Annotated in this window: 14 protein-coding genes; 13 read left to right on the plus strand and 1 reads right to left on the minus strand. The window is 64.8% G+C overall.

What is annotated here, in order from left to right; translation table 11 throughout:
- Positions 1 to 29: 29 nt before the first annotated feature.
- The 13 genes from nuoE to CK627_RS17180 all read left to right on the plus strand — a co-directional run bounded on the left by nuoE (position 30) and on the right by CK627_RS17180 (position 16,498).
- Positions 30 to 572, plus strand: a complete 543-nt coding sequence (gene nuoE, locus CK627_RS17120; RefSeq protein WP_095592945.1) for an NADH-quinone oxidoreductase subunit NuoE — start codon at positions 30 to 32, stop codon at positions 570 to 572.
- On the plus strand, positions 569 to 1,936 hold the full coding sequence (gene nuoF, locus CK627_RS17125) for an NADH-quinone oxidoreductase subunit NuoF (protein WP_095592946.1): 1,368 nt from the start codon (positions 569 to 571) through the stop codon (positions 1,934 to 1,936). Before nuoE ends, nuoF begins: the two co-directional genes overlap by 4 nt.
- Before the next feature lie 68 nt (positions 1,937 to 2,004).
- Positions 2,005 to 4,734, plus strand: a complete 2,730-nt coding sequence (gene nuoG / locus CK627_RS17130) for an NADH-quinone oxidoreductase subunit NuoG (protein ID WP_095592947.1) — start codon at positions 2,005 to 2,007, stop codon at positions 4,732 to 4,734.
- Positions 4,731 to 5,699 (plus strand): NADH-quinone oxidoreductase subunit NuoH, encoded by a 969-nt coding sequence (gene nuoH / locus CK627_RS17135; RefSeq protein WP_005299829.1) that lies wholly within the window; start codon positions 4,731 to 4,733, stop codon positions 5,697 to 5,699. The genes nuoG and nuoH overlap by 4 nt, the downstream gene beginning before the upstream one ends.
- Positions 5,700 to 5,827: 128 nt before the next feature.
- Positions 5,828 to 6,370, plus strand: coding sequence for an NADH-quinone oxidoreductase subunit NuoI (gene nuoI / locus CK627_RS17140; protein WP_005299827.1), 543 nt, complete (start codon positions 5,828 to 5,830; stop codon positions 6,368 to 6,370).
- A 10-nt stretch (positions 6,371 to 6,380) separates the two neighbouring features.
- Positions 6,381 to 6,932, plus strand: a complete 552-nt coding sequence (nuoJ, locus tag CK627_RS17145; protein WP_010634277.1) for an NADH-quinone oxidoreductase subunit J — start codon at positions 6,381 to 6,383, stop codon at positions 6,930 to 6,932.
- The gene (nuoK, locus tag CK627_RS17150) at positions 6,929 to 7,237 is read left to right on the plus strand and encodes an NADH-quinone oxidoreductase subunit NuoK (RefSeq protein ID WP_005299823.1); all 309 of its coding nucleotides are present in this window, start codon (positions 6,929 to 6,931) and stop codon (positions 7,235 to 7,237) included. Before nuoJ ends, nuoK begins: the two co-directional genes overlap by 4 nt.
- Complete coding sequence (nuoL, locus tag CK627_RS17155; RefSeq protein WP_095592948.1) at positions 7,234 to 9,081, plus strand: NADH-quinone oxidoreductase subunit L; 1,848 nt, start codon at positions 7,234 to 7,236, stop codon at positions 9,079 to 9,081. Before nuoK ends, nuoL begins: the two co-directional genes overlap by 4 nt.
- Positions 9,082 to 9,159: 78 nt before the next feature.
- Positions 9,160 to 10,680, plus strand: a complete 1,521-nt coding sequence (gene nuoM / locus CK627_RS17160) for an NADH-quinone oxidoreductase subunit M (protein WP_095592949.1) — start codon at positions 9,160 to 9,162, stop codon at positions 10,678 to 10,680.
- 61 nt (positions 10,681 to 10,741) lie between these two features.
- The gene (nuoN, locus tag CK627_RS17165) at positions 10,742 to 12,205 is read left to right on the plus strand and encodes an NADH-quinone oxidoreductase subunit NuoN (protein WP_017410206.1); all 1,464 of its coding nucleotides are present in this window, start codon (positions 10,742 to 10,744) and stop codon (positions 12,203 to 12,205) included.
- A gap of 189 nt (positions 12,206 to 12,394) precedes the next feature.
- Complete coding sequence (locus tag CK627_RS17170) at positions 12,395 to 13,525, plus strand: FIST signal transduction protein (RefSeq protein ID WP_025201833.1); 1,131 nt, start codon at positions 12,395 to 12,397, stop codon at positions 13,523 to 13,525.
- Complete coding sequence (locus CK627_RS17175; protein ID WP_095592950.1) at positions 13,522 to 14,955, plus strand: HD domain-containing phosphohydrolase; 1,434 nt, start codon at positions 13,522 to 13,524, stop codon at positions 14,953 to 14,955. The genes CK627_RS17170 and CK627_RS17175 overlap by 4 nt, the downstream gene beginning before the upstream one ends.
- A 16-nt stretch (positions 14,956 to 14,971) precedes the next feature.
- Complete coding sequence (locus tag CK627_RS17180) at positions 14,972 to 16,498, plus strand: HD domain-containing phosphohydrolase (protein ID WP_095592951.1); 1,527 nt, start codon at positions 14,972 to 14,974, stop codon at positions 16,496 to 16,498.
- A gap of 59 nt (positions 16,499 to 16,557) precedes the next feature.
- On the opposite strand, the gene purL is transcribed toward CK627_RS17180, so the two are convergent.
- The gene (gene purL / locus CK627_RS17185; RefSeq protein WP_167385375.1) at positions 16,558 to 20,463 is read right to left on the minus strand and encodes a phosphoribosylformylglycinamidine synthase; all 3,906 of its coding nucleotides are present in this window, start codon (positions 20,461 to 20,463) and stop codon (positions 16,558 to 16,560) included.
- Positions 20,464 to 20,585 lie beyond the last annotated feature (122 nt).

Consider the following 20,585-nt stretch of genomic DNA (forward strand, 5'->3'; position numbering starts at 1 on the left):
AACAAGAACAAGCCACAAAAGGTTATGCCATGAGCCAGCAATGTCAGTGCCAACACAATCCGTCCCCGCAGGGACAGAGTTCATGCCAGGGCAAGGGGAACAATTTCATCCTGAGCCAGGCAGAACGCGATGCCATCGAGCATGAGAAACACCACTACGAAGATCCCCGTGCCGCCAGTATCGAAGCGCTCAAGATAGTGCAGCAGGCCCGCGGCTGGGTTCCTGACGGTGCCATCCACGCCATCGCCGCCGAGCTCGGTATCCCCGCCAGCGACGTGGAGGGGGTCGCCACCTTCTACAGCCAGATCTTCCGCCAGCCGGTCGGTCGCCACATCATCCGCGTCTGCGACAGCATGGTCTGCTACATCAACGGCCATGAGCAACTGCTGGCCGGCCTGAAAGAGGTGATGAACCTGGCCCCCGGCCAGACCTCCGCCGACGGCCGCTTCACCCTGCTGCCGGTCTGCTGCCTCGGCAACTGCGACAAGGGGCCGGCGCTGATGATCGACGATGACACCTACGGTGGGCTCGACGCCGTCAGCCTGCTCAAGACCCTGGAGGCTTACCCATGAGTCTGGCATCCCTTGGTACCGCCAACCGCATCGCCCGCGCCGCCGAGACCCATCCCCTCACCTGGCGGCTGCGCGACGACGGCCAGCCGGTCTGGCTGGATGAATACCAGAGCAAGCAGGGTTACGATGCGGCCCGCAAGGCGCTGGGCCAGATGAGCCCTGATGAAATCGTCGGCACCGTCAAGGATGCCGGCCTCAAGGGTCGCGGCGGCGCCGGCTTCTCCACCGGCGTGAAGTGGGGCCTGATGCCCAAAGACGAGAGCATGAACATCCGTTACCTGCTCTGCAACGCCGACGAGATGGAGCCGAACACCTACAAGGATCGGCTGTTGATGGAGCAACTGCCCCACCTGCTGATCGAGGGGATGATCATCTCGGCCAAGGCCCTCAAGGCCTACCGTGGCTACATCTTCCTGCGCGGCGAGTACGTCGATGCCGCCACCAACCTGCGCCGGGCGGTAGAAGAGGCCAAGGCCGCCGGTCTGCTTGGCAAGAACATCCAGGGCTCGGGCTTTGACTTCGAGCTGTTCGTCCACACCGGCGCCGGCCGTTACATCTGCGGCGAAGAGACGGCGCTCATCAACTCCCTGGAAGGGCGCCGCGCCAACCCGCGCGCCAAACCCCCCTTCCCCGCCGTTTCCGGCGTCTGGGGCAAGCCCACCTGCGTCAACAACGTCGAGACCCTGTGCAACGTGCCCGCCATCATCGGCAACGGTGTGGCCTGGTATCAGGGGCTGGCGCTGCCGGGTTCGGAAGATCACGGCACCAAGCTGATGGGCTTCTCCGGCAAGGTCAACAACCCCGGCCTGTGGGAGCTGCCGTTTGGCATCACCGCCCGCGAGCTGTTCGAGAACTACGCCGGCGGCATGAAGCCCGGCTATCGCCTGAAAGCCTGGCAACCGGGCGGCGCCGGTACCGGCTTCCTGCTGCCCGAGCACCTGGATGCCCAGATGTACGCCGGCGGTATCGGCAAGGTCGGCACCCGGATGGGCACGGGTCTCGCCATGGCGGTGGATGACAGCATCAACATGGTCTCCCTGCTGCGCAACATGGAAGAGTTCTTCGCCCGCGAGTCCTGTGGCTGGTGCACCCCCTGTCGCGACGGCCTGCCCTGGAGCGTCAAGCTGTTGCGCGCGCTGGAGCGGGGCGAGGGTCAGCCAGGGGATCTCGCCACCCTGGAGCAGCTGGTCAGCTTCCTCGGCCCAGGCAAGACCTTCTGTGCCCATGCCCCTGGCGCCATCGAGCCGCTGGGCAGTGCGATGAAGTATTTCCGCTCCGAATTCGAGGCCGGCGTCAAGGCGCCTCAGGATAGTCACAAGCAGCTCAAGGGTATCCAGCCCAATCTGCTGGGCGAGCGCTGGTAAGGCGCCCAGTGCGCCCGCAGAACCGGCGCGAGCCACAGAATTTATCTCATTGAAGTCAGGGAAGTTGTATGGCCACCATTCATGTAGACGGTAAAGAGTTCGAGGTAGACGGGGCAGATAACCTGCTGCAAGCCTGTCTCTCCCTTGGGCTGGACGTCCCCTATTTTTGCTGGCACCCGGCGCTCGGTAGCGTCGGCGCCTGCCGCCAGTGTGCAGTGAAGCAGTATCAGAATGCCGACGACAAGCGCGGCCGCCTGGTCATGTCCTGCATGACCCCCTCCACCGATGGCACCTATATCTCCATCGAGGACGAAGAGGCGAAGGAGTTTCGCAAGACGGTGGTGGAGTGGCAGATGACCAACCACCCCCACGACTGCCCGGTGTGTGAAGAGGGTGGCGCCTGCCACCTGCAGGACATGACGGTGATGACCGGCCACAACAGCCGCCGTTACCGCTTCACCAAACGCACCCACCAGAATCAGGATCTGGGCCCCTTCATCAACCACGAGATGAACCGCTGCATCGCCTGCTATCGCTGCGTCCGTTACTACAAGGATTACGCCGGCGGCGAGGATCTCGGGGTCTACGGCGCCCACGACAACGTCTACTTCGGCCGGGTCGAGGATGGCACCCTGGAGAGCGAGTTTTCCGGCAACCTGGTGGAGGTCTGCCCCACCGGCGTGTTCACCGACAAGACCCACTCCGAGCGCTACAACCGTAAGTGGGACATGCAGTTCGCCCCCAGCATCTGCCAGGGGTGCTCGGTCGGCTGCAACATCAGCCCGGGTGAGCGTTATGGCGAGCTGCGCCGCATCGAAAACCGCTATCACGGCGCCCTGAACCACTACTTCCTGTGCGACCGCGGCCGCTTCGGCTACGGCCACGTCAATCTGACCGACCGCCCGCGCCAGCCCCTGCTGCAGGATAGCAGTGACAGGCTGGCCATCACGGTGGACGGTGCCCTGAACCGGGCCGCCGACGCCCTGCGCACCGCCAGTGGCGTCATCGGCATCGGCTCGCCGCGGGCGTCGCTTGAGAGCAACTTCGCCCTGCGCGAACTGGTGGGCGCCGCCAACTTCTACAGCGGCGTCGAGCAAAGCGAATGGGAATGCCTGCAGAAGATGCTGCAGATCCTGCAGCACGGCGGCGTACGCACCCCGAGCCTGCGCGACATGGAAGAGGCCGACGCCGTGCTGGTGCTCGGCGAAGATGTCACCCAGACCGCCGCCCGCATCGCCCTAGCCCTGCGTCAGGCAGTCAAGGGCAAGGGCCGTGAAATCGCCCGCAAGCTGAAGGTTGATCTGTGGCAGGTCGCCGCGGTGCAGACCCTGGCCCAGAACGAGCGCTACCCGCTGCTGATCACCAGTCTCGACACCACCCGACTGGACGACGTGGCGAGCGGCACCCTGCACGCCCCCCACGCGGATCAGGCGCGCCTCGGCTTCGCCATCGCCCATCTGCTCGATGGCAGCGCCCCTGCCCTGACCGATCTCGCCCCCGAACAGCAGGCCCTGGCCGCCAGCTGGGCCGCGCTGCTCGGCAACGCCAGGAAGCCGCTCATCATCGCCGGCACCGGTGCCCGCAGCCAGGCGCTGCTCGAGGCGGCCAGCAACATCGCCCGCGCCCTCAAGGGCCGTGGCCAGGCCGTGGAGCTCGCTCTGGTCGCTCAGGAGAGCAACAGCCTGGGGCTGGCCATGCTGGCCGGCAATGCCGCCCCGCTGGAAGCCGCCCTCGAGCGCATCGAAAGAGAAGAGAAGCTCGCGCTGGTGATGCTCGAGAACGATCTCTACCGCCGCGCACCGCGCAGCCGCGTCGATGCCGCCATCGACCGCCTGCAGCACCTGCTGGTGGTCGACCATCAGGACACCGGCACCGCCCAGAAGGCGAACCTGGTACTGCCTGCCGCCAGCTTTGCCGAAGGCGACGGTACCCTCATCAACATGGAAGGTCGCGCGCAGCGCTTCTTCCAGGTCTATGCCCCCGCCTTCTACGACGCCGACATCCAGGTGCGCGAGAGCTGGCGCTGGTTGGCCGCCCTGCAAGGGGCGCTGGATCGCAAACCGCTGCGCTGGAACACCTTCGACGAGGTGAGCAGTGCCTGCGCCGCCAGCGCCCCACTGCTGACCAGCATGCGCGAAGCCGCGCCCAACGCGGGTCTGCGCATCCGCGGCATGAAGCTCGCCCGCGAGCCGCACCGCTACAGTGGCCGTACCTCCATGCTGGCGGATCAGAACGTGAGCGAGCCCAGAGTCGCCCAGGATCCCGACTCCCCCTTCAACTTCTCCATGGAAGGCTACGCCGGTGCCCGCCAGCCGCTGCAACAGGTGCCGTTTGCCTGGGCGCCGGGCTGGAACTCCCCCTCCGCCTGGAACAAGTTCCAGGATGAAGTAGGTGGCAACCTGCGCGCCGGGGATCCCGGTCGCCGTCTGCTGGAAGCGGGCGAGGAGAGCCTCGGCTGGTTCGACACCATTCCCGCCCCGTTCAGTGCCAAAGAGGCGCTGCAGGTGGTGAGCTATGACCAGCTGTTTGGCGGCGAAGAGCTCTCTGCCAGAAGCCCGGTCATCCAGGCCCGCATGAGCGAGCCCGTACTGGTGCTGAACCCGGCCGACGCCAACCGTCTTGCCCTCAGTGCCGGCAGCCAGGTCGCCTTCTCCTGGGGGGGCCACCACTGGCGGTTGACCCTGCGTCTGAGCGAGCATCTGGCTGCCGGTCTGGTAGGCCTGCCGCTTGGTGTCAGCGGTCTGCCGACCGCCCTACACCAGCAATATCTCGCCAACCTGCAGGAGGCCATCGCATGAGCGACTCTCTAATCGATCTGTTGCTGGAGATCGGCAAGGCATTGATCGTGCTGGTGGGGATCGTGGGGGCCGGCGCCTTCATGAGCTTCATCGAGCGCCGTCTGCTGGCGTTGTGGCAGGATCGTTACGGCCCCAACCGGGTAGGCCCCTTCGGCCTGCTGCAGCTGGCGGCCGACATGATCAAGATGTTCTTCAAGGAGGACTGGATCCCGCCGTTCGCCGATCGGCGGATCTTCGTGCTGGCCCCCATCATCGCCTTTACCGCCTTCATTCTGGCGTTTGCGGTGGTGCCGATCACCCCCACCTGGGGCGTGGCGGATCTCAACGTGGGGCTGCTCTACATCCTGGCCATCGCGGGGCTGGCGGTCTATGCCGTGCTGTTCGCCGGCTGGTCGAGCAACAACAAGTACTCCTTGCTCGGCAGCCTGCGCGCCTCGGCCCAGACCCTCTCCTACGAGGTGTTCCTCGGCCTCTCCTTGATGGGCATCGTCATCCAGACCGGCAGCTTCAACCTGCGGGATATAGTGGAAGCCCAGGCAGGACTGTGGAACATCATCCCCCAGTTCCTGGGCTTCATCACCTTCCTGTTTGCTGGCGTCGCCGTCACCCACCGCCATCCGTTTGACCAACCGGAAGCCGAGCAGGAGCTCGCCGACGGTTATCACATCGAGTATGCGGGCATGAAGTGGGGTCTCTTCTTCGTGGGCGAGTACATCGGCATCGTGCTGATCTCTTCGCTCATCGTGACCCTGTTCTTCGGTGGCTGGCACGGCCCCTGGCTGCCGCCCTTCATCTGGTTTGCCCTGAAGACCGCCTGCTTCATGGTGTTCTTCATCCTGCTGCGGGCCTCTCTGCCCCGCCCGCGCTTTGACCAGGTGATGTCGTTTGGCTGGAAAGTCTGCCTGCCGCTGACCCTGCTCAACATGTTGGTCACCGGCGCCGTGGTGCTGATGAATGCGCAGTGAGGCCGCGATGGACAGAATAATTGTGATGCCGTTTGGCTGGAACGTCTGCTTGCCCGCCGCCCTGCATCCCGCTTGGGATGCAGCCGGTGCGGGCTGTGGTGCTGATGAATGTGCAGTGAGGCACGACTATGAAAATTATTAACATCATCAAGGGTGTCGGCACCCAGTTACGCAGCCTGGGCATGGTGTTCTCCCATGCCTGGCGCCCCCGCGAGACCCTCAACTACCCGGAGCAGGCCGTCTATGCGGCGCCCCGCTATCGCGGCCGCATCGTGCTGACCCGCGATCCGGACGGCGACGAGCGCTGCGTGGCCTGCAACCTGTGTGCGGTGGCCTGCCCGGTCGGCTGCATCTCGCTGCAAAAATCCGAGCGGGAAGATGGTCGCTGGTACCCTGAGTTCTTTCGCATCAACTTCTCCCGCTGCATCTTCTGCGGCCTGTGCGAAGAGGCCTGCCCCACCACCGCCATCCAGCTGACGCCGGATTTCGAGATGGGCGAGTACCGCCGCCAGGATCTGGTGTACGAGAAGGAAGATCTGCTGATCAGCGGCCCCGGCAAGTACCCGGACTACAACTTCTATCGCATGAGCGGGATGGCCATCGACGGCAAGCCGAAAGGGGATGCCGAGAACGAAGCCAAGCCCATCGATGTCAAGAGCCTGCTGCCCTGAGGAGTCAATCATGGAACTGGCATTCTATGCCGCGGCCCTGGTCGCCATTTACAGCACGCTGCGGGTGATCAGCACCAGCAATCCGATGCACGCGCTGCTCAATCTCATCATCTCCCTCATCGCCGTGGCCATGATCTTCTTCTGCCTGGGCGCCGCCTTCGCGGGCGCCCTGCAGGTGATCGTCTACGCGGGCGCCATCATGGTGCTGTTCGTGTTCGTGGTGATGATGCTGAACCTGGGCTCGGCCCAGGATCAGGAGAAGCACTGGCTCACTCCCACCACCTGGGTGGGCCCGGGCCTGCTTTCGCTCATTCTGCTGGGTTTTCTGGCCTACGGCATTCTCGGGGTCACCGGCGGTGAACTCGGTCTGACCGACGTCAGTGCCAAAGCGGTCGGCATCGCCCTGTTCGGTCCTTACGTGCTGGCGGTGGAGCTCGCCTCCATCCTGCTGCTGGCGGGTCTGGTCACCGCCTATCACCTTGGCCGCGAAGACAAGAGCGGCGAGGTACTCTCGGTGCCCCGCACCCCGGCCCGTCCATCACAAGAAGGAGGTCAGCAATGAATGGCATCCCCATGGAGCACGGACTGCTGCTCGCCGCCGTGCTGTTCTGCATCGGCTTGTGCGGCCTGCTGATCCGCCGCAACTTGCTGTTTATCCTCATGAGTATCGAGATCATGATGAACGCCTCGGCACTGGCATTCGTGGTAGCTGGCAGCCGCTGGGCCCAGGCCGATGGCCAGATCATGTACATACTGGTGATTTCTCTGGCGGCAGCGGAGGCCAGTATCGGCCTCGCCCTGTTACTGCTGCTCTATCGTCGTTACCACACCCTCAACGTGGACACTGTGAGCGAGATGCGCGGATGAGCCTCCTATACCTGACTTTTCTGTTTCCGCTGCTGGGATGGCTGGTGCTGGCCTTCTCCCTCGGTCGTTTCGGCGAGCGCACCTCGGCGCTCATCGGCGTCGGCAGCATAGGGTTGTCGGCCCTCACTACCCTGTGGGTCGGCATCGATTTTCTCAACACCATGCCGGCGGGCGGCGTCTATACCCAGACCCTGTGGCAGTGGATCTCGGTGGGCAGCTTCAGCCCCAGCTTCCGCCTGGCACTGGACGGCCTGTCGCTGACCATGCTGGGCGTGGTGACCGGGGTGGGCTTCTTCATCCACCTGTTCGCCTCCTGGTACATGCGCGGGGAAGAGGGTTATTCCCGCTTCTTCACCTACACCAACCTCTTCATCGCCAGTATGCTGTTCCTGGTGCTGGCCGATGACCTGCTGTTCGTGTATCTGGGCTGGGAAGGGGTGGGGCTGTGCAGCTACCTGCTGATCGGCTTCTATTACAAGGATCGCAACAACGGCGCCGCCGCCCTCAAGGCGTTCGTGGTGACCCGGGTCGGCGACGTCTTCCTCGCCATCGGCCTGTTCATCCTCTATCGCGAGCTCGGCACCCTCAACATCCATGAGCTGCTGGTGCGCGCCCCCACCCTGTTTGCCGAAGGCTCCCCCGCCCTGTCGCTGGCCTGCCTGATGCTGCTCGGCGGAGCCGTCGGCAAATCGGCCCAGCTGCCGCTGCAGACCTGGCTGGCGGATGCCATGGCGGGCCCGACCCCGGTCTCGGCACTGATCCACGCGGCCACCATGGTGACCGCCGGTGTCTATCTCATCGCCCGTACCCACGGTCTGTTCTTGCTGGCCCCCGAGATCCTGCATCTGGTGGCGCTGGTCGGGGCCATTACCCTGGTGCTGGCAGGCTTTGCCGCCCTGGTGCAAACCGACATCAAGCGGATCCTGGCCTATTCCACCATGAGCCAGATCGGCTACATGTTCCTGGCCCTCGGCGTTGGTGCCTGGGAAGGGGCCATCTTCCACCTGATGACCCACGCCTTCTTCAAGGCGCTCTTGTTCCTCTCCGCCGGTGCCGTGATCGTCGCGACCCACCACGAGCAGAACATCTTCAAGATGGGGGGCTTGCGCAAGAGCCTGCCGCTGGTCTATGCCTGCTTCTTGGTAGGGGGCTCGGCCCTGGCCGCGCTGCCGCTGGTGACCGCCGGTTTCTACAGTAAAGACGCCATCCTGTGGCAGGTGCAGGCCAGTGGCCAGAGCGCCCTGCTGTGGGCTGGCCTTGGCGGTGCCTTCCTCACCTCCCTCTACACCTTCCGCCTCATCTTCATCGCCTTCCACGGTAAGGCGAAGACCGAGGCTCATCCTGGCCACGGTCTGGCCCACCAGCTGCCACTGCTGGTGCTGATGGTGCTCTCCACCGGCATCGGCGCCCTGATCGTGCCGCCGCTGGCGGGGGTACTGCCGACGGGTCCGGGGGATCACATCGAAGAGGGGCGCCACGCGTTGGAGATCACCTCCGCCGTCATCGCCATCGCCGGCATTGCCCTGGCCGCCTTCCTGTTCCTGGGCGAGCGCCGCCTGGCCAGCAGCGTGGCCAACAGCGCGCCGGGCAAGTTGCTCAGCACTCTCTGGTTCAATGCCTGGGGCTTTGACTGGCTTTACGATCAGCTGTGGGTCAAGCCGTATCTGCTGGCGACCCGGCTGCTCGGCAAGGATCCGCTGGACTGGATGATGAACCTGCCGGCCTGGCTGGCACTGAGTGGCCACCAGCTGTTGGCCTGGACCGTTTCCGGCAAGTTGCGCTGGTATGCAGCCTCCATGGGGATGGGCGCCGCCCTGATCCTGGCCCTGCTGCTGCTCGGCTGATCCCGTGATGCAGCCCCTGAACTCGCAGCAAGCCCACGGGCCTGCACAGTGACTAGAACATAGACGAGAGCTGATATCGTGACCTTACTCTGGATCTTGTTAATACCCTTCATCGGCGGTCTGCTCTGTTGGCAGACCGAGCGATTCGGCGAGTACTTCGTACGCTGGGTCGCCCTGCTGTCGATGAGCGCCTGCCTGCTGCTCGCCTGCGCCATCTGGTGGAGCGGTGACTTCACCCTGTCAGCCCAGGGCGGCGTACCCGTCTGGGCTGCCGAACTGCAACTGCCCTGGATCCCCCGCTTTGGCATCTCGCTGCACCTGGCGGTGGATGGCTTGTCGCTGTTGATGGTGATCCTCACCTGCTTCATCGGCGTGCTGGCCATTCTCTGTTCCTGGAAGGAGATAGTGCAGCGCATCGGCTTCTTCCACCTCAACCTGCTGTGGATTTTGGGTGGCGTGCTCGGCGTCTTCATGGCGCTGGACCTGTTCCTCTTCTTCTTCTTCTGGGAGATGATGCTGGTACCGATGTACTTCCTGATTGCGCTGTGGGGCCACTCGGTCACCGACGGCAAATCCCGGATCAACGCCGCCACCAAGTTCTTCATCTACACCCAAGTCAGCGGCCTCATCATGCTGGTCGCCATCCTGGGCCTGGTGCTGACTCACCACGGCGCCACCGGCGTGTTCACCTTCAACTATCAGGAGTTGCTGAACACTCCGATGAGCGAGGGGGTGCAGTGGCTGCTGATGCTGGGCTTCTTCATCGCCTTCGCCGTCAAGATGCCGCTGGTACCGCTGCACGGCTGGCTGCCGGATGCCCACAGCCAGGCGCCGACCGCGGGTTCCGTGGACCTGGCAGGGATCCTGCTCAAAACCGCCGCCTACGGTCTGCTGCGCTTCGCCTTGCCGCTCTTCCCCGAGGCGTCCGCCGAATTTGCCCCCTACGCCATGGTGCTGGGACTCATCGGCATCGTCTACGGCGCCATCGTGGCGTTCGCCCAGACCGACATCAAGCGGCTGGTGGCCTACACCAGCATCTCCCACATGGGCTTCGTGATGATCGCCATCTATTCGGGCAGCGAGCTGGCCCTGCAGGGCGCCGTGGTACAGATGATCGCCCACGGTCTCTCCGCCGCCGGCCTCTTCATCCTGTGCGGTCAGCTCTACGAGCGTCTGCACACCCGGGACCTGCGTCTGATGGGCGGGCTGTGGGGTCGTCTGCGCTACCTGCCCGGCGTGATGTTGTTCTTCTCGGTCGCCTCTCTGGGGATGCCGGGCACCGGCAACTTCGTCGGCGAATTCCTGATCCTCATCGGCAGCTTCCAGGTTGCCCCCGTGCTCACCATCATCGCCACCTTTGGGCTGGTACTGGCTTCGGTCTACTCCCTCATCATGCTGCAGCGCGCCTGCTTCGGTACCCCCAAGGACGAGAGCGTGCTCAAGGGGCTCGACAGCCGCGAGCTGGTGATGATGATGACCATCGCCGGTCTTTTGGTGCTGCTCGGTGTCTATCCCCAACCTGTGCTCGACACCGCGGGCAACAGCCTTCTGAGCGTGCTGCACTGGTACGCCCTGCCCTTCGCAGGAGCATTGCAATGAGAGTGACCGCTGTTAAACCGCTGGCCCTGTTGCCTTCCTTGTCCACTACAGGAGCACTGCAATGACCTTCACCGCTTCGCAACTGCTGGCCCTGCTGCCCCTGTTGCTGACAACCGGGGCCATGGTGGCCCTGATGCTGGCCATCGCCTGGAAACGGTGCGATGACACCGCCTTCGTGGTCACCATCGCCGGTCTCAATCTGGCGCTCTTCTCCCTGCCCATCGTGATGGCGCAAGGCGATCAGGGGGTCACCCCGCTGCTGCAGATCGATGGCTACGCCGTCTTCTACATGGGGCTGGTGCTCATCGGCGCCCTGGCCACCTGTACCTTCGGCCGCTCCTGGCTCAAGGGTTATCCGGACAACCGGGAAGAGTTCTACCTGCTGCTGCTGATCGCCACCGCCGGTGGCCTGGTGCTGGCGGGCTCCCGTCACCTCGCCTCCCTGTTCATCGGGATCGAGATGCTGACCCTGCCGATGTTCGGTCTGGTGGGCTACGCCTATCGCGAGCGCCACTCGCTGGAGGCCAGCATCAAGTACATGGTGCTCTCCGCCGCCGCCACCGCCTTCCTGCTGTTCGGCATGGCGCTGCTCTATGCCCAGGCCGGCAGCCTGAGCTTCAGCGATCTGGGGCTGACCCTGGCCACCACCCCGGCCCACCACCCGCTGCTGATGGGCGGTCTGGGTCTGATGCTGGTCGGCTTTGCCTTCAAGCTCTCTCTGGCACCGTTCCACCTCTGGACCCCGGACGTGTACGAAGGGGCGCCGGCGCCGGTGGCCACCTTCCTCGCCACCGTCAGCAAGATCGCCGTGTTCTGCGTGCTGCTGCGCTTCTACCTGGCGGTGCCCGCCGCCGCGGATCCCATGATCCACTGGCTGCTGGCCGCCATGGCGGTGGTCTCCATCGTCATCGGCAACCTGCTGGCCCTGCTGCAGACCAACATCAAGCGGATGATGGGTTACTCCTCCATCTCCCACTTCGGTTACCTGCTGGCGGTGATCGTGGCGAGCCGTCTCGGCCAGATGCCGGTGGAAGCGGCCGGCGTCTATCTGCTGATGTACCTGTTCACCAGCCTGGGGGCCTTCGGCGTCATCAGCATGATGTCCAGCCCCTATCGCGGCAAGGATGCGGACTCCCTGCACAGCTACCGCGGCCTGTTCTGGCGTCGTCCCTACCTGACCGCCGTGCTGACCGTGATGATGCTCTCGCTGGCCGGTATCCCCATGACGCTGGGCTTCATCGGCAAGTTCTACCTCATCGGGGTGACCGTCGATGCCAAGCTGTGGTGGCTCTCCGGCGCCATCGTGCTCGGCAGTGCGCTGGGTCTCTATTACTACCTGCGGGTCATGGTCACCCTCTACCTGCGCGAACCCGGCATGCAGCTGCGCGACGCCAAGGGGGATTGGGCCATCACCTCCGGAGGTCTGGTGGTATTGCTCTCCGCCGCGCTGGTGGTGGCACTGGGTCTCTATCCCCAGCCGGTCATCAGCCTGGTGCAGGGCTTCCAGAACGTGGTGCTGCACTGATTTCACTCCACTTCAAAAACCGGCCCAGGTGGCCGGTTTTTTTATCTGCCCAAAACTGGATGCCTGACCAGCCATCTCAAATTTATCTGCCTTTATAACGGCTTATAAGCGCTTATCGGAAACGACCGGGTATCCACCTCGCCCGCCTTGCTGATATATTGGCCATTGGCAGGAAAGGAGTTCCGAGGGATGATGCAGCCCGCTTTTCTTTCATTCGATACGCAGCCACTGGCCGATGCACTGCAGCCCTATCGCGGCCAGCGGCTCGATCTCTTGCTGGCCGAGCAGGATGCCGGGCACGTGGCCGAGTTGCAGCAGCAGTGCCGGCGGCTCGATATTCAGCTCAGCGGCGCACTCTTTCCCCGCCTCATCAGCCGCCACGGCTTTCATGAGCACGGTGCCTGGCTGCTGCCGCGCCCGGCCTCCCACGCTCCTCTGCTCATCCCGCTCGATCCCGCCGCCAGCACAGACCTGCAAGTCAGCACCCTTTGCGATGCGCTGCTCCCCCAGCTTGCGCAGTGGCCAGAGGCCGCGGGCGTACCGACCCTCTTTCTGACCTTTGATGCCATGATCCCCAACATCGCCTCCCTCCTTGAGGGGATCTATCTGCATCTCGCGGACAGGGTCAATTATGCCGGCGTCAATGCCGGCAGCGGCCAGTTCCGCCCCATGCCCTGCCTGTTCGACAACCACAGATTGCTGGCGCAGGCGGTCTGCTGCACCCTGCTGCCCCACCACAGCTACCCGCTGCTCGAGCACGGCTATCAGCTCACCGCCCAGCCCATGCTGGCCACCAGCAGCGAGGGCAACAAGATTGCCTTCATCGACTGGGAGCCGGCCTTCAGTCGCTACCAGTCCCTGGTCCAGCAACAGTTCCAGCAGCGCCTGACGCCGGATCAGTTCTACCAGTACGGCGTCCACCTGCCGCTCGGGCTGCTGCGGGCCAACGGCGACGTCATCGTGCGCATCCCGGTCGCCGTCACCGAAGAGGGGGCCCTGCTCTGCGTCGGGGAGGTGCCGGATCACAGCATCCTCACCCTGCTCAAGGCGCCGCAGAGCCCGACCGCCCACGCCATCGAGCTGGCCGAAAAGCTGAGCCGGCACGGCGCCCCTGAACGCCTCGAGATCTACTACTGCGCCGGCCGTCAGCAGCACTTCGGCGAGCAGAGCACGCTGGAGCTGAAGACCCTCTTCAGCCACAGCGGTGCCCACGAGCTGGTGGGCGCCCTTTCCCTCGGCGAGATTGGCAGCCTGCGACCGGGGGAGTATCCGCTGTTTCACAACGGTGCCATTCTCTGCAACGGGGAGGGACGGCGATGAACAACGACCACGCCATGGCCATCGTCTGCGATCTTGCTCTCTGCATCGGTCGCGAGGTCACTCTGGACGCCCTGTTGACCAAGGTGCTGCAGCGTTTTCTGTTTCACTGTGCCTGCCCGGTCGGGCTGGTGCTGCAGCAGTTGCCACAGGGTGAGTACAAGATCATCAAGGCGATTGGGGATGAGCAGCTGGTCAGCCATCAGGGGGAGCCGCTCGCGCTGCCCCACTGGGTCGGCGACGGCGAGCAGTGCATCCTGCGCGCCCCGCTGCCGCTGCCCGCTGCACGCCCCTACCCCTTTGCCTACCGGCTGCGGATCGAGGGGGGTTACCTGATGCTGCTGCTCTCCCCCAACCCGGAGCAGCAGGGGGAGCGGCTCTGTCACCTGTTCAGCCCCATCCTCGGCAACCTGGCCCGCGCCATCCAGCTGTGCCGGGACAGCGAGCAGCTGGCGCTGCGCCAGCAGGCGGAGCTGGTCGACATGCAGCGCTTCAACGAATCCCTGCTCAAGGCAATTCCCATTCCGGTGTTTTACAAGGATGTCGAGGGGCATTTCATCAGCTGCAACCCGACCTTCACCCAGATCACCGGCATCAGCAAGGCCGAGCTGCAGGGCAAGCGGGTGGACGAGCTCCTCCCCCCCGAGATGGCCGACGAATACACCCAGCGCGACCTGGAAGTGCTGCGCAGCAGGCAGCCGCAATATTTCGAGCACACCCTGTTTGACCGGGAGGGCCGCCGCTATCAGGTGCTCAACTTCAAGGATCTCTTCTACGACCATCAGGGCGAGGTGGCCGGCATCATAGGCGCGCTGGTCGACATCACCCACATCAAGGAGAGCGAGCAGCAACAACGTACCCTGCTGTTCCAGACCATAGCGGCGCTCTCCTCCGCCATCGCCCACAAGGATCCCAGCACCGCGGGCCACGAGCGGCGCGTGCACGATCTGGCGCTGGCCATCGGCCAGCATCTGCAACTCGTGCAGGATCGGCTGGATGGACTGGGCCTCGCCGCCATGGTGCACAACATCGGCCTGCTGCAGATCCCGGCGGAGATCCTCACCCGCCCCCGCGAATTGCGGGAGGTGGAGTTCGAGCTCATCAAGCTGCACCCGCAGGCGGGCTGTGAAATTCTGCAGCAGATAGACTTCCCCTGGCCCATCGCCACCATAGTGCAGCAGCACCATGAGAACATGGACGGCAGTGGCTATCCGCAGGGATTGCAGGGGGATGCCATCTGCCTGGAGGCGCGCATCATCCGGGTGGCCGACTCCCTGGCGGCCATGACGGCCCACCGTCCGTTTCGGCGGGCCCTCTCCTTCACCGATGCCTTCGCCGAGCTGACCCGCTATGCCGGTGTCCACTACGACGAACAGGTGGTCAGCGCCTGCTTCGCCGTCTGGCAGGCGGGCTACCGCTTCGCCCCCCTTTGACCGAGGCTGGATGACGATGAGTTCAAGACCCGCACCGCCCTTTACCCCGCTGTCCACGGCCGCCCTGCTTGGTCAGGTGATGGATCAGCTGCCCTACCGGGTGCTGCTCAAGGATACCCGCTCCCTCTTCATCGCCTGCAACCGGCTGCTGGCAGACGATCTCGCTCTCAGCCCGGCCGAACTGGTCGGCAAGTGCGATGCCGACTTCTTCCCGGCCGAGCTGGCCCAGCGCTATCGGGACGACGATCTCAGGGTCATGGCCAGCGGCACCACCCAGCGCCACGAGGAGCCTTATCTCAAGGGAGGCGAGGCCCGCTGGCTCAGCACCACCAAGTTTCCCCTGTTCGACGAGCTGGGTCAGGTGGTCGGCGTCGGGGTCTTCTTCGATGACATCACCGAGAAGAAGCAGCAGCAGGAGCGGCTGCAACAGTACACCTGGACCCTGGAGGCCATCGGCCGTGCCCATCACGCCATGCTCAGGCCGGACGACGAGCAGACGCTGCTGCAGGAGATCTGCGACGCCATCACCTTCGACGGCCGTTTCCCCCTCGTCACCGTGCTGCAGGAAAAACCTGACCAGCACACCCTGCAGGTGCTGGCGCAGGCGGGCAACGCAACCTGGTTTGCCAGCGACGAGTGGCTGACCCGGGATCCCGCCCTGCACCAGGCCATCAGCACAGAGATGCCGTGCAACGAGGCGCTCCCCTGCGAGCTGGTACATCATTCGGCCACCCTGCGCGCCCGCCTGCTGCTGCCGCTGCAGTGGCACACCGGCGGGCGTGGCGGCCTGCTCATTCACAGCGAGCAGGCCCGCCCCTTCACCGACGAGGAGGTGCACCTTTTCAGCCAGCTGGCGGACTACCTTGCCTATGGCCTGCAGGCCCGCAGCACCCAGCAGGCCTACCTCACCGCCCAGCGCGACAAGATGCTGCATGCCCGCCAGCTGGAGCTGGCGCTGGAAGATGCCCTCGGCGCCATAGCCGCCGTGCTGGAGCAGCGCGATCCCTACACCGCCGGCCACCAGAAGCACGTCGCCACCCTGGCGCTGGCCATCGGTCGCGAGCTGCAGCTCGATGAGAAGCGATTGCGGGGACTCTATCTGGGGGCCATGGTGCACGACATCGGCAAGATCCAGGTACCGGTCGACATCCTCACCAAGCCGGGGCGGCTCACGCCCCAGGAGTTCAACCTGGTCAAGGAGCACCCGGGCGCCGGCTATCAGGTGCTCAAGGATATCGCCCTGCCCTGGCCCATCGCCCAGATGATCCACCAGCACCACGAGTACATCGACGGCTCCGGCTACCCGGCCGGGCTCAAGGGCGAGCAGATCCTGCTGGAGGCCCGCATCCTCACGGTGGCCGACATAGTGGAGTCCATGTCCTCCGATCGCCCCTACCGCGCCGCCCTCGGCATTCCCCAGGCCAGGGCCCATATCATCCAGCTGCGCGGCACCCGGCTGGATGAAGCCGTCGTGGACGCCTGCCTGCGCATTCTCGATCGCGGTGACTTCATCCCCCACGAACTGGGTCACGGCCGCCCCTAGCGGGAAGGTCGCCATAAAAAAACCGGCCGCAGGGGCCGGTTTTTGTTTGCGTCGCAGGCTTAGCCCAGACGAACCCGGGCATTGCGGAACATCCGCATCCAGGCGCCATCCTCGCCCCAGTTGTCCGGGTGCCAGGAGTTGGCGACGGTGCGGAACACCCGCTCCGGGTGCGGCATCATGATGGTGGCGCGTCCGTCGGTGGTGGTCACGGCGGTGATACCGTTCGGCGAGCCGTTCGGGTTGGCCGGGTACTGCTCGGTCACCTGACCGCGGTTGTCGACGAAACGCAGCCCCACCAGGCCGCTGGCTTGCAACGCCGCCAGGTGGGCGGCATCGCGCACCTCCACTCGCCCTTCCCCGTGGGAGACGGCGATCGGCATCATGGAGCCTGCCATGCCGGCGAAGAAGGCGGACGGGGAGTCCTGTACTTCCACCAGGCTGAAGCGGGCCTCGAAGCGCTCGGAGCGGTTGCGCACGAAGCGCGGCCACAGATCGGCGCCCGGGATGAGCTCGCGCAGGTTGGACATCATCTGGCAACCGTTGCAGACACCCAAGGAGAGGGTGTCGCCACGCTCGAAGAAGCGCTGGAACTGCTCGCGGGCGCCCTCGTTGAACAGGATGGACTTGGCCCAGCCCTCGCCCGCCCCCAGCACGTCGCCGTAGGAGAAGCCGCCACAGGCCACCAGGGTCTGGAACTGCTCCAGCTTGATACGGCCTTCGAGGATGTCGCTCATATGCACGTCGACGGCGGTGAAGCCGGCGCGGTCAAACGCCGCCGCCATCTCCACGTGGGAGTTGACCCCCTGCTCGCGCAGCACCGCCAGACGGGGGGAGACCCCGCGGGCAATGTAGGGTGCAGCCACGTCCTCGGCCGGGTTGTAGCTGAGCTTGGCCTGCAGGCCAGGATCTGTGGCGTCCTGACGGGCGGCATGCTCCTGATCCGCGCACTCTGGGTTGTCGCGCAGACGCTGCATCTGCCAGCTGGTCTCGCCCCAGATGGTACGCAAGGCAGTGCGGCTGGCGCGATAGACCTCCTGACCGGCCCGCTGCAGGGTGATGAGATCCCCCTCGCGCACCGTGCCGAGCACGTGGGAGCAGGCCGCCAGACCGTGACCGGCCAGCAGGGTCATCACCGCTTCCTTGTCTTCACGACGCACCTGGATGACGGCCCCCAGCTCTTCGTTGAACAGGGCCGGCAACAGCTCGCCGCCGATGCGATCCAGTTGCAGGTCGAGGCCGCAGTGACCGGCGAAGGCCATCTCCACCAGGGTGACGAAGAGGCCGCCATCGGAGCGATCGTGGTAGGCAATCAGCTTGCGATCGGCCACCAGCACCTGGATGGCGTTGAAGAAGCCCTTGAGCTGGATCGGGTTGTCCAGATCCGGCGCCTTGTCGCCCAGCTGGCGATAGACCTGGGCCAGGGCGGAGGCGCCGAGGCGCTGCTTGCCGTTGCCAAGGTCGATGAGGATAAGGTCGGTTTCACCGAGATCGCTGCGCAGTTGCGGGGTGACGGTGTTGCGCACGTCTTCGACCCGAGCAAAGGCAGAGATGAGCAGGGAGAGCGGCGAGGTGACGCTTTGCTCCTTGCCATCCTGCTGCCAGCGGGTCTTCATGGACATGGAGTCCTTGCCCACCGGGATGGTGATGCCAAGGGCCGGGCAGAGCTCCTCGCCCACCGCCTTGACCGCCTCGTAGAGGCCGGCATCTTCGCCCGGGTGACCGGCTGCGGCCATCCAGTTGGCGGAGAGCTTGACCCGCTTGAGCGACCCGATGTGGGCCGGCGCCAGGTTGGTCAGGGCCTCGGCCACCGCCATACGGGCGGAGGCGGCGTGGGAGAGCAGCGCCACCGGGGTGCGCTCACCCATGGACATGGCTTCGCCATGGTAGCTGTCGTAGGTGGCGGCGGTGACGGCGCAGTCGGCCACCGGGATCTGCCAGGGACCGACCATCTGGTCGCGGTTGACCAGACCGGTCACGCTGCGATCGCCGATGGTGATGAGGAAGGATTTCTCCGCCACGGTGGGCAGACGCAATACCCGCTCGGCGGCGTCGCCGAGGGTGATGCCATCCAGTTGCAGTGCCTTGCCCTGGGCGGGCAGGCTCGCTACGTCGCGGTGCATCTTGGGGGTCTTGCCCAGCAGCACGTCCAGCGGCAGATCGATGGGGTGGTTGTCAAAGTGCTGGTCGGAGAGGGTCAGGTGTTTCTCTTCGGTGGCGCTGCCGATGACGGCATAGGGTGCACGCTCACGCTCGCACAGCGCCTTGAACAGCGGCAGCTTCTCTTTGGCCACCGCCAGTACGTAGCGCTCCTGGGATTCGTTGCACCAGATCTCCAGCGGGCTCATGCCCGGCTCGTCGTTCGGAATGGCGCGCAGGTCGAAACGACCGCCGCGATCGCCGTCGCTCACCAGCTCCGGCATGGCGTTGGAGAGGCCACCGGCCCCCACGTCGTGAATGAAGACGATGGGGTTGTCGTCCCCCAGTTGCCAGCAGCGGTCGATCACCTCCTGGCAGCGGCGCTCCATCTCGGGGTTGTCACGCTGCACCGAGGCGAAGTCGAGATCTTCCGCCGACTGACCGGAGGCCATGGAGGATGCGGCGCCGCCGCCCAGACCGATGTTCATGGCCGGGCCACCCAGCACGATGAGGGCCGCCCCTACCGGGATCTCCCCTTTCTGGACGTGCTCGCTGCGGATGTTGCCGATGCCGCCCGCCAGCATGATGGGTTTGTGGTAGCCGCGCACCTCGACGCCATTGTGGCTCGGCACCTCCTCTTCGAAGGTACGGAAGTAACCGAGAATGGCCGGACGGCCAAACTCGTTGTTGAAGGCGGCGCCGCCAAGCGGCCCCTCCTGCATGATGTCAAAGGCGCTGACGATGCGGCTCGGCTTGCCGAAATCCTGCTCCCAGGGCTGTTCGAAACCGGGGATGCGCAGGTTGGAGACGGAGAAGCCCACCAGGCCCGCCTTGGGCTTGGCGCCACGGCCTGTCGCACCCTCGTCGCGGATTTCGCCGCCGGAGCCGGTAGCGGCGCCGGGGAAGGGGGAGATGGCGGTCGGGTGGTTGTGGGTCTCCACCTTCATCAGGATGTCGACCTGCTCTTGGTGGTACTGGTATTCGCCGTTGGCGGGGCTCGGGAAGAAGCGGCCACCCTGGCTCCCTTCCATCACGGCGGCGTTGTCTTTATAGGCAGACAGGACATGATCCGGCGTCTGCTCGAAAGTGTTCTTGATCATCTTGAACAGCGACTTGGGCTGCTGCTCACCGTCGATGGTCCAGTCGGCGTTGAAGATCTTGTGGCGGCAGTGCTCGGAGTTTGCCTGGGCAAACATGTAGAGCTCGATGTCGTTGGGATTGCGACCCAGCCGGGTGAAGTTCTCCACCAGATAGTCGATTTCGTCGTCGGCCAGCGCCAGACCCAGTGCCACGTTGGCCTCGGCCAGGGCGGCGCGGCCACCGGCCAGCACGTCCACCTGGGTAAAGGGGCGCGGCTCCTGATGGGCAAACAGGGCGGCGGCCTCGTTCATCTCGCCAAACACCGTCTCCATCATGCGGTCGTGCAGCACGGCGGCCACGTCGGCGCGCTGGGCAGCGCTCAGCTCACCCTTGGCCTGCACGTAATAGGCGATGCCGCGCTCGAGCCGCTTGACCTGGGTCAGGCCGCAGTTGTGGGCGATGTCGGTTGCTTTGGAAGACCAGGGGGAGATAGTGCCGGGGCGGGGGGTAACGAGAAACAGCTGACCGCTGGGGGTGTGTTCGGGGATTGTCGGGCCGTAGCGCAGGAGCTGGCCCAAGGTCGCTCGCTCCGGGGGCGACAGCGGGCTCGAGAGCTCGGCGAAGTGCACATATTCGGCATAGACATCCTCTATCTCTACTCCTCTCTCCTGTTTCATCTGCGCGAAGCGTTGCAGCAGTTTTTGGACACGAAACTCAGACAGTGCGGGGGCACCACGCAAGATATCCATATGACCTTTCTCACCAAGTGTTGAAGTGGGGGGGAATTGAGACGCGCGTATTATAGGGATCAGGCCGACGGCGGACAAACGTTTTTCTTGTTTTGCCAAGTGTGACTCGGTCCACACTCTCT

Origin of the sequence: Aeromonas dhakensis, from assembly GCF_002285935.1 — a bacterium.
Taxonomy (GTDB): Bacteria; Pseudomonadota; Gammaproteobacteria; order Enterobacterales; family Aeromonadaceae; genus Aeromonas; species Aeromonas dhakensis.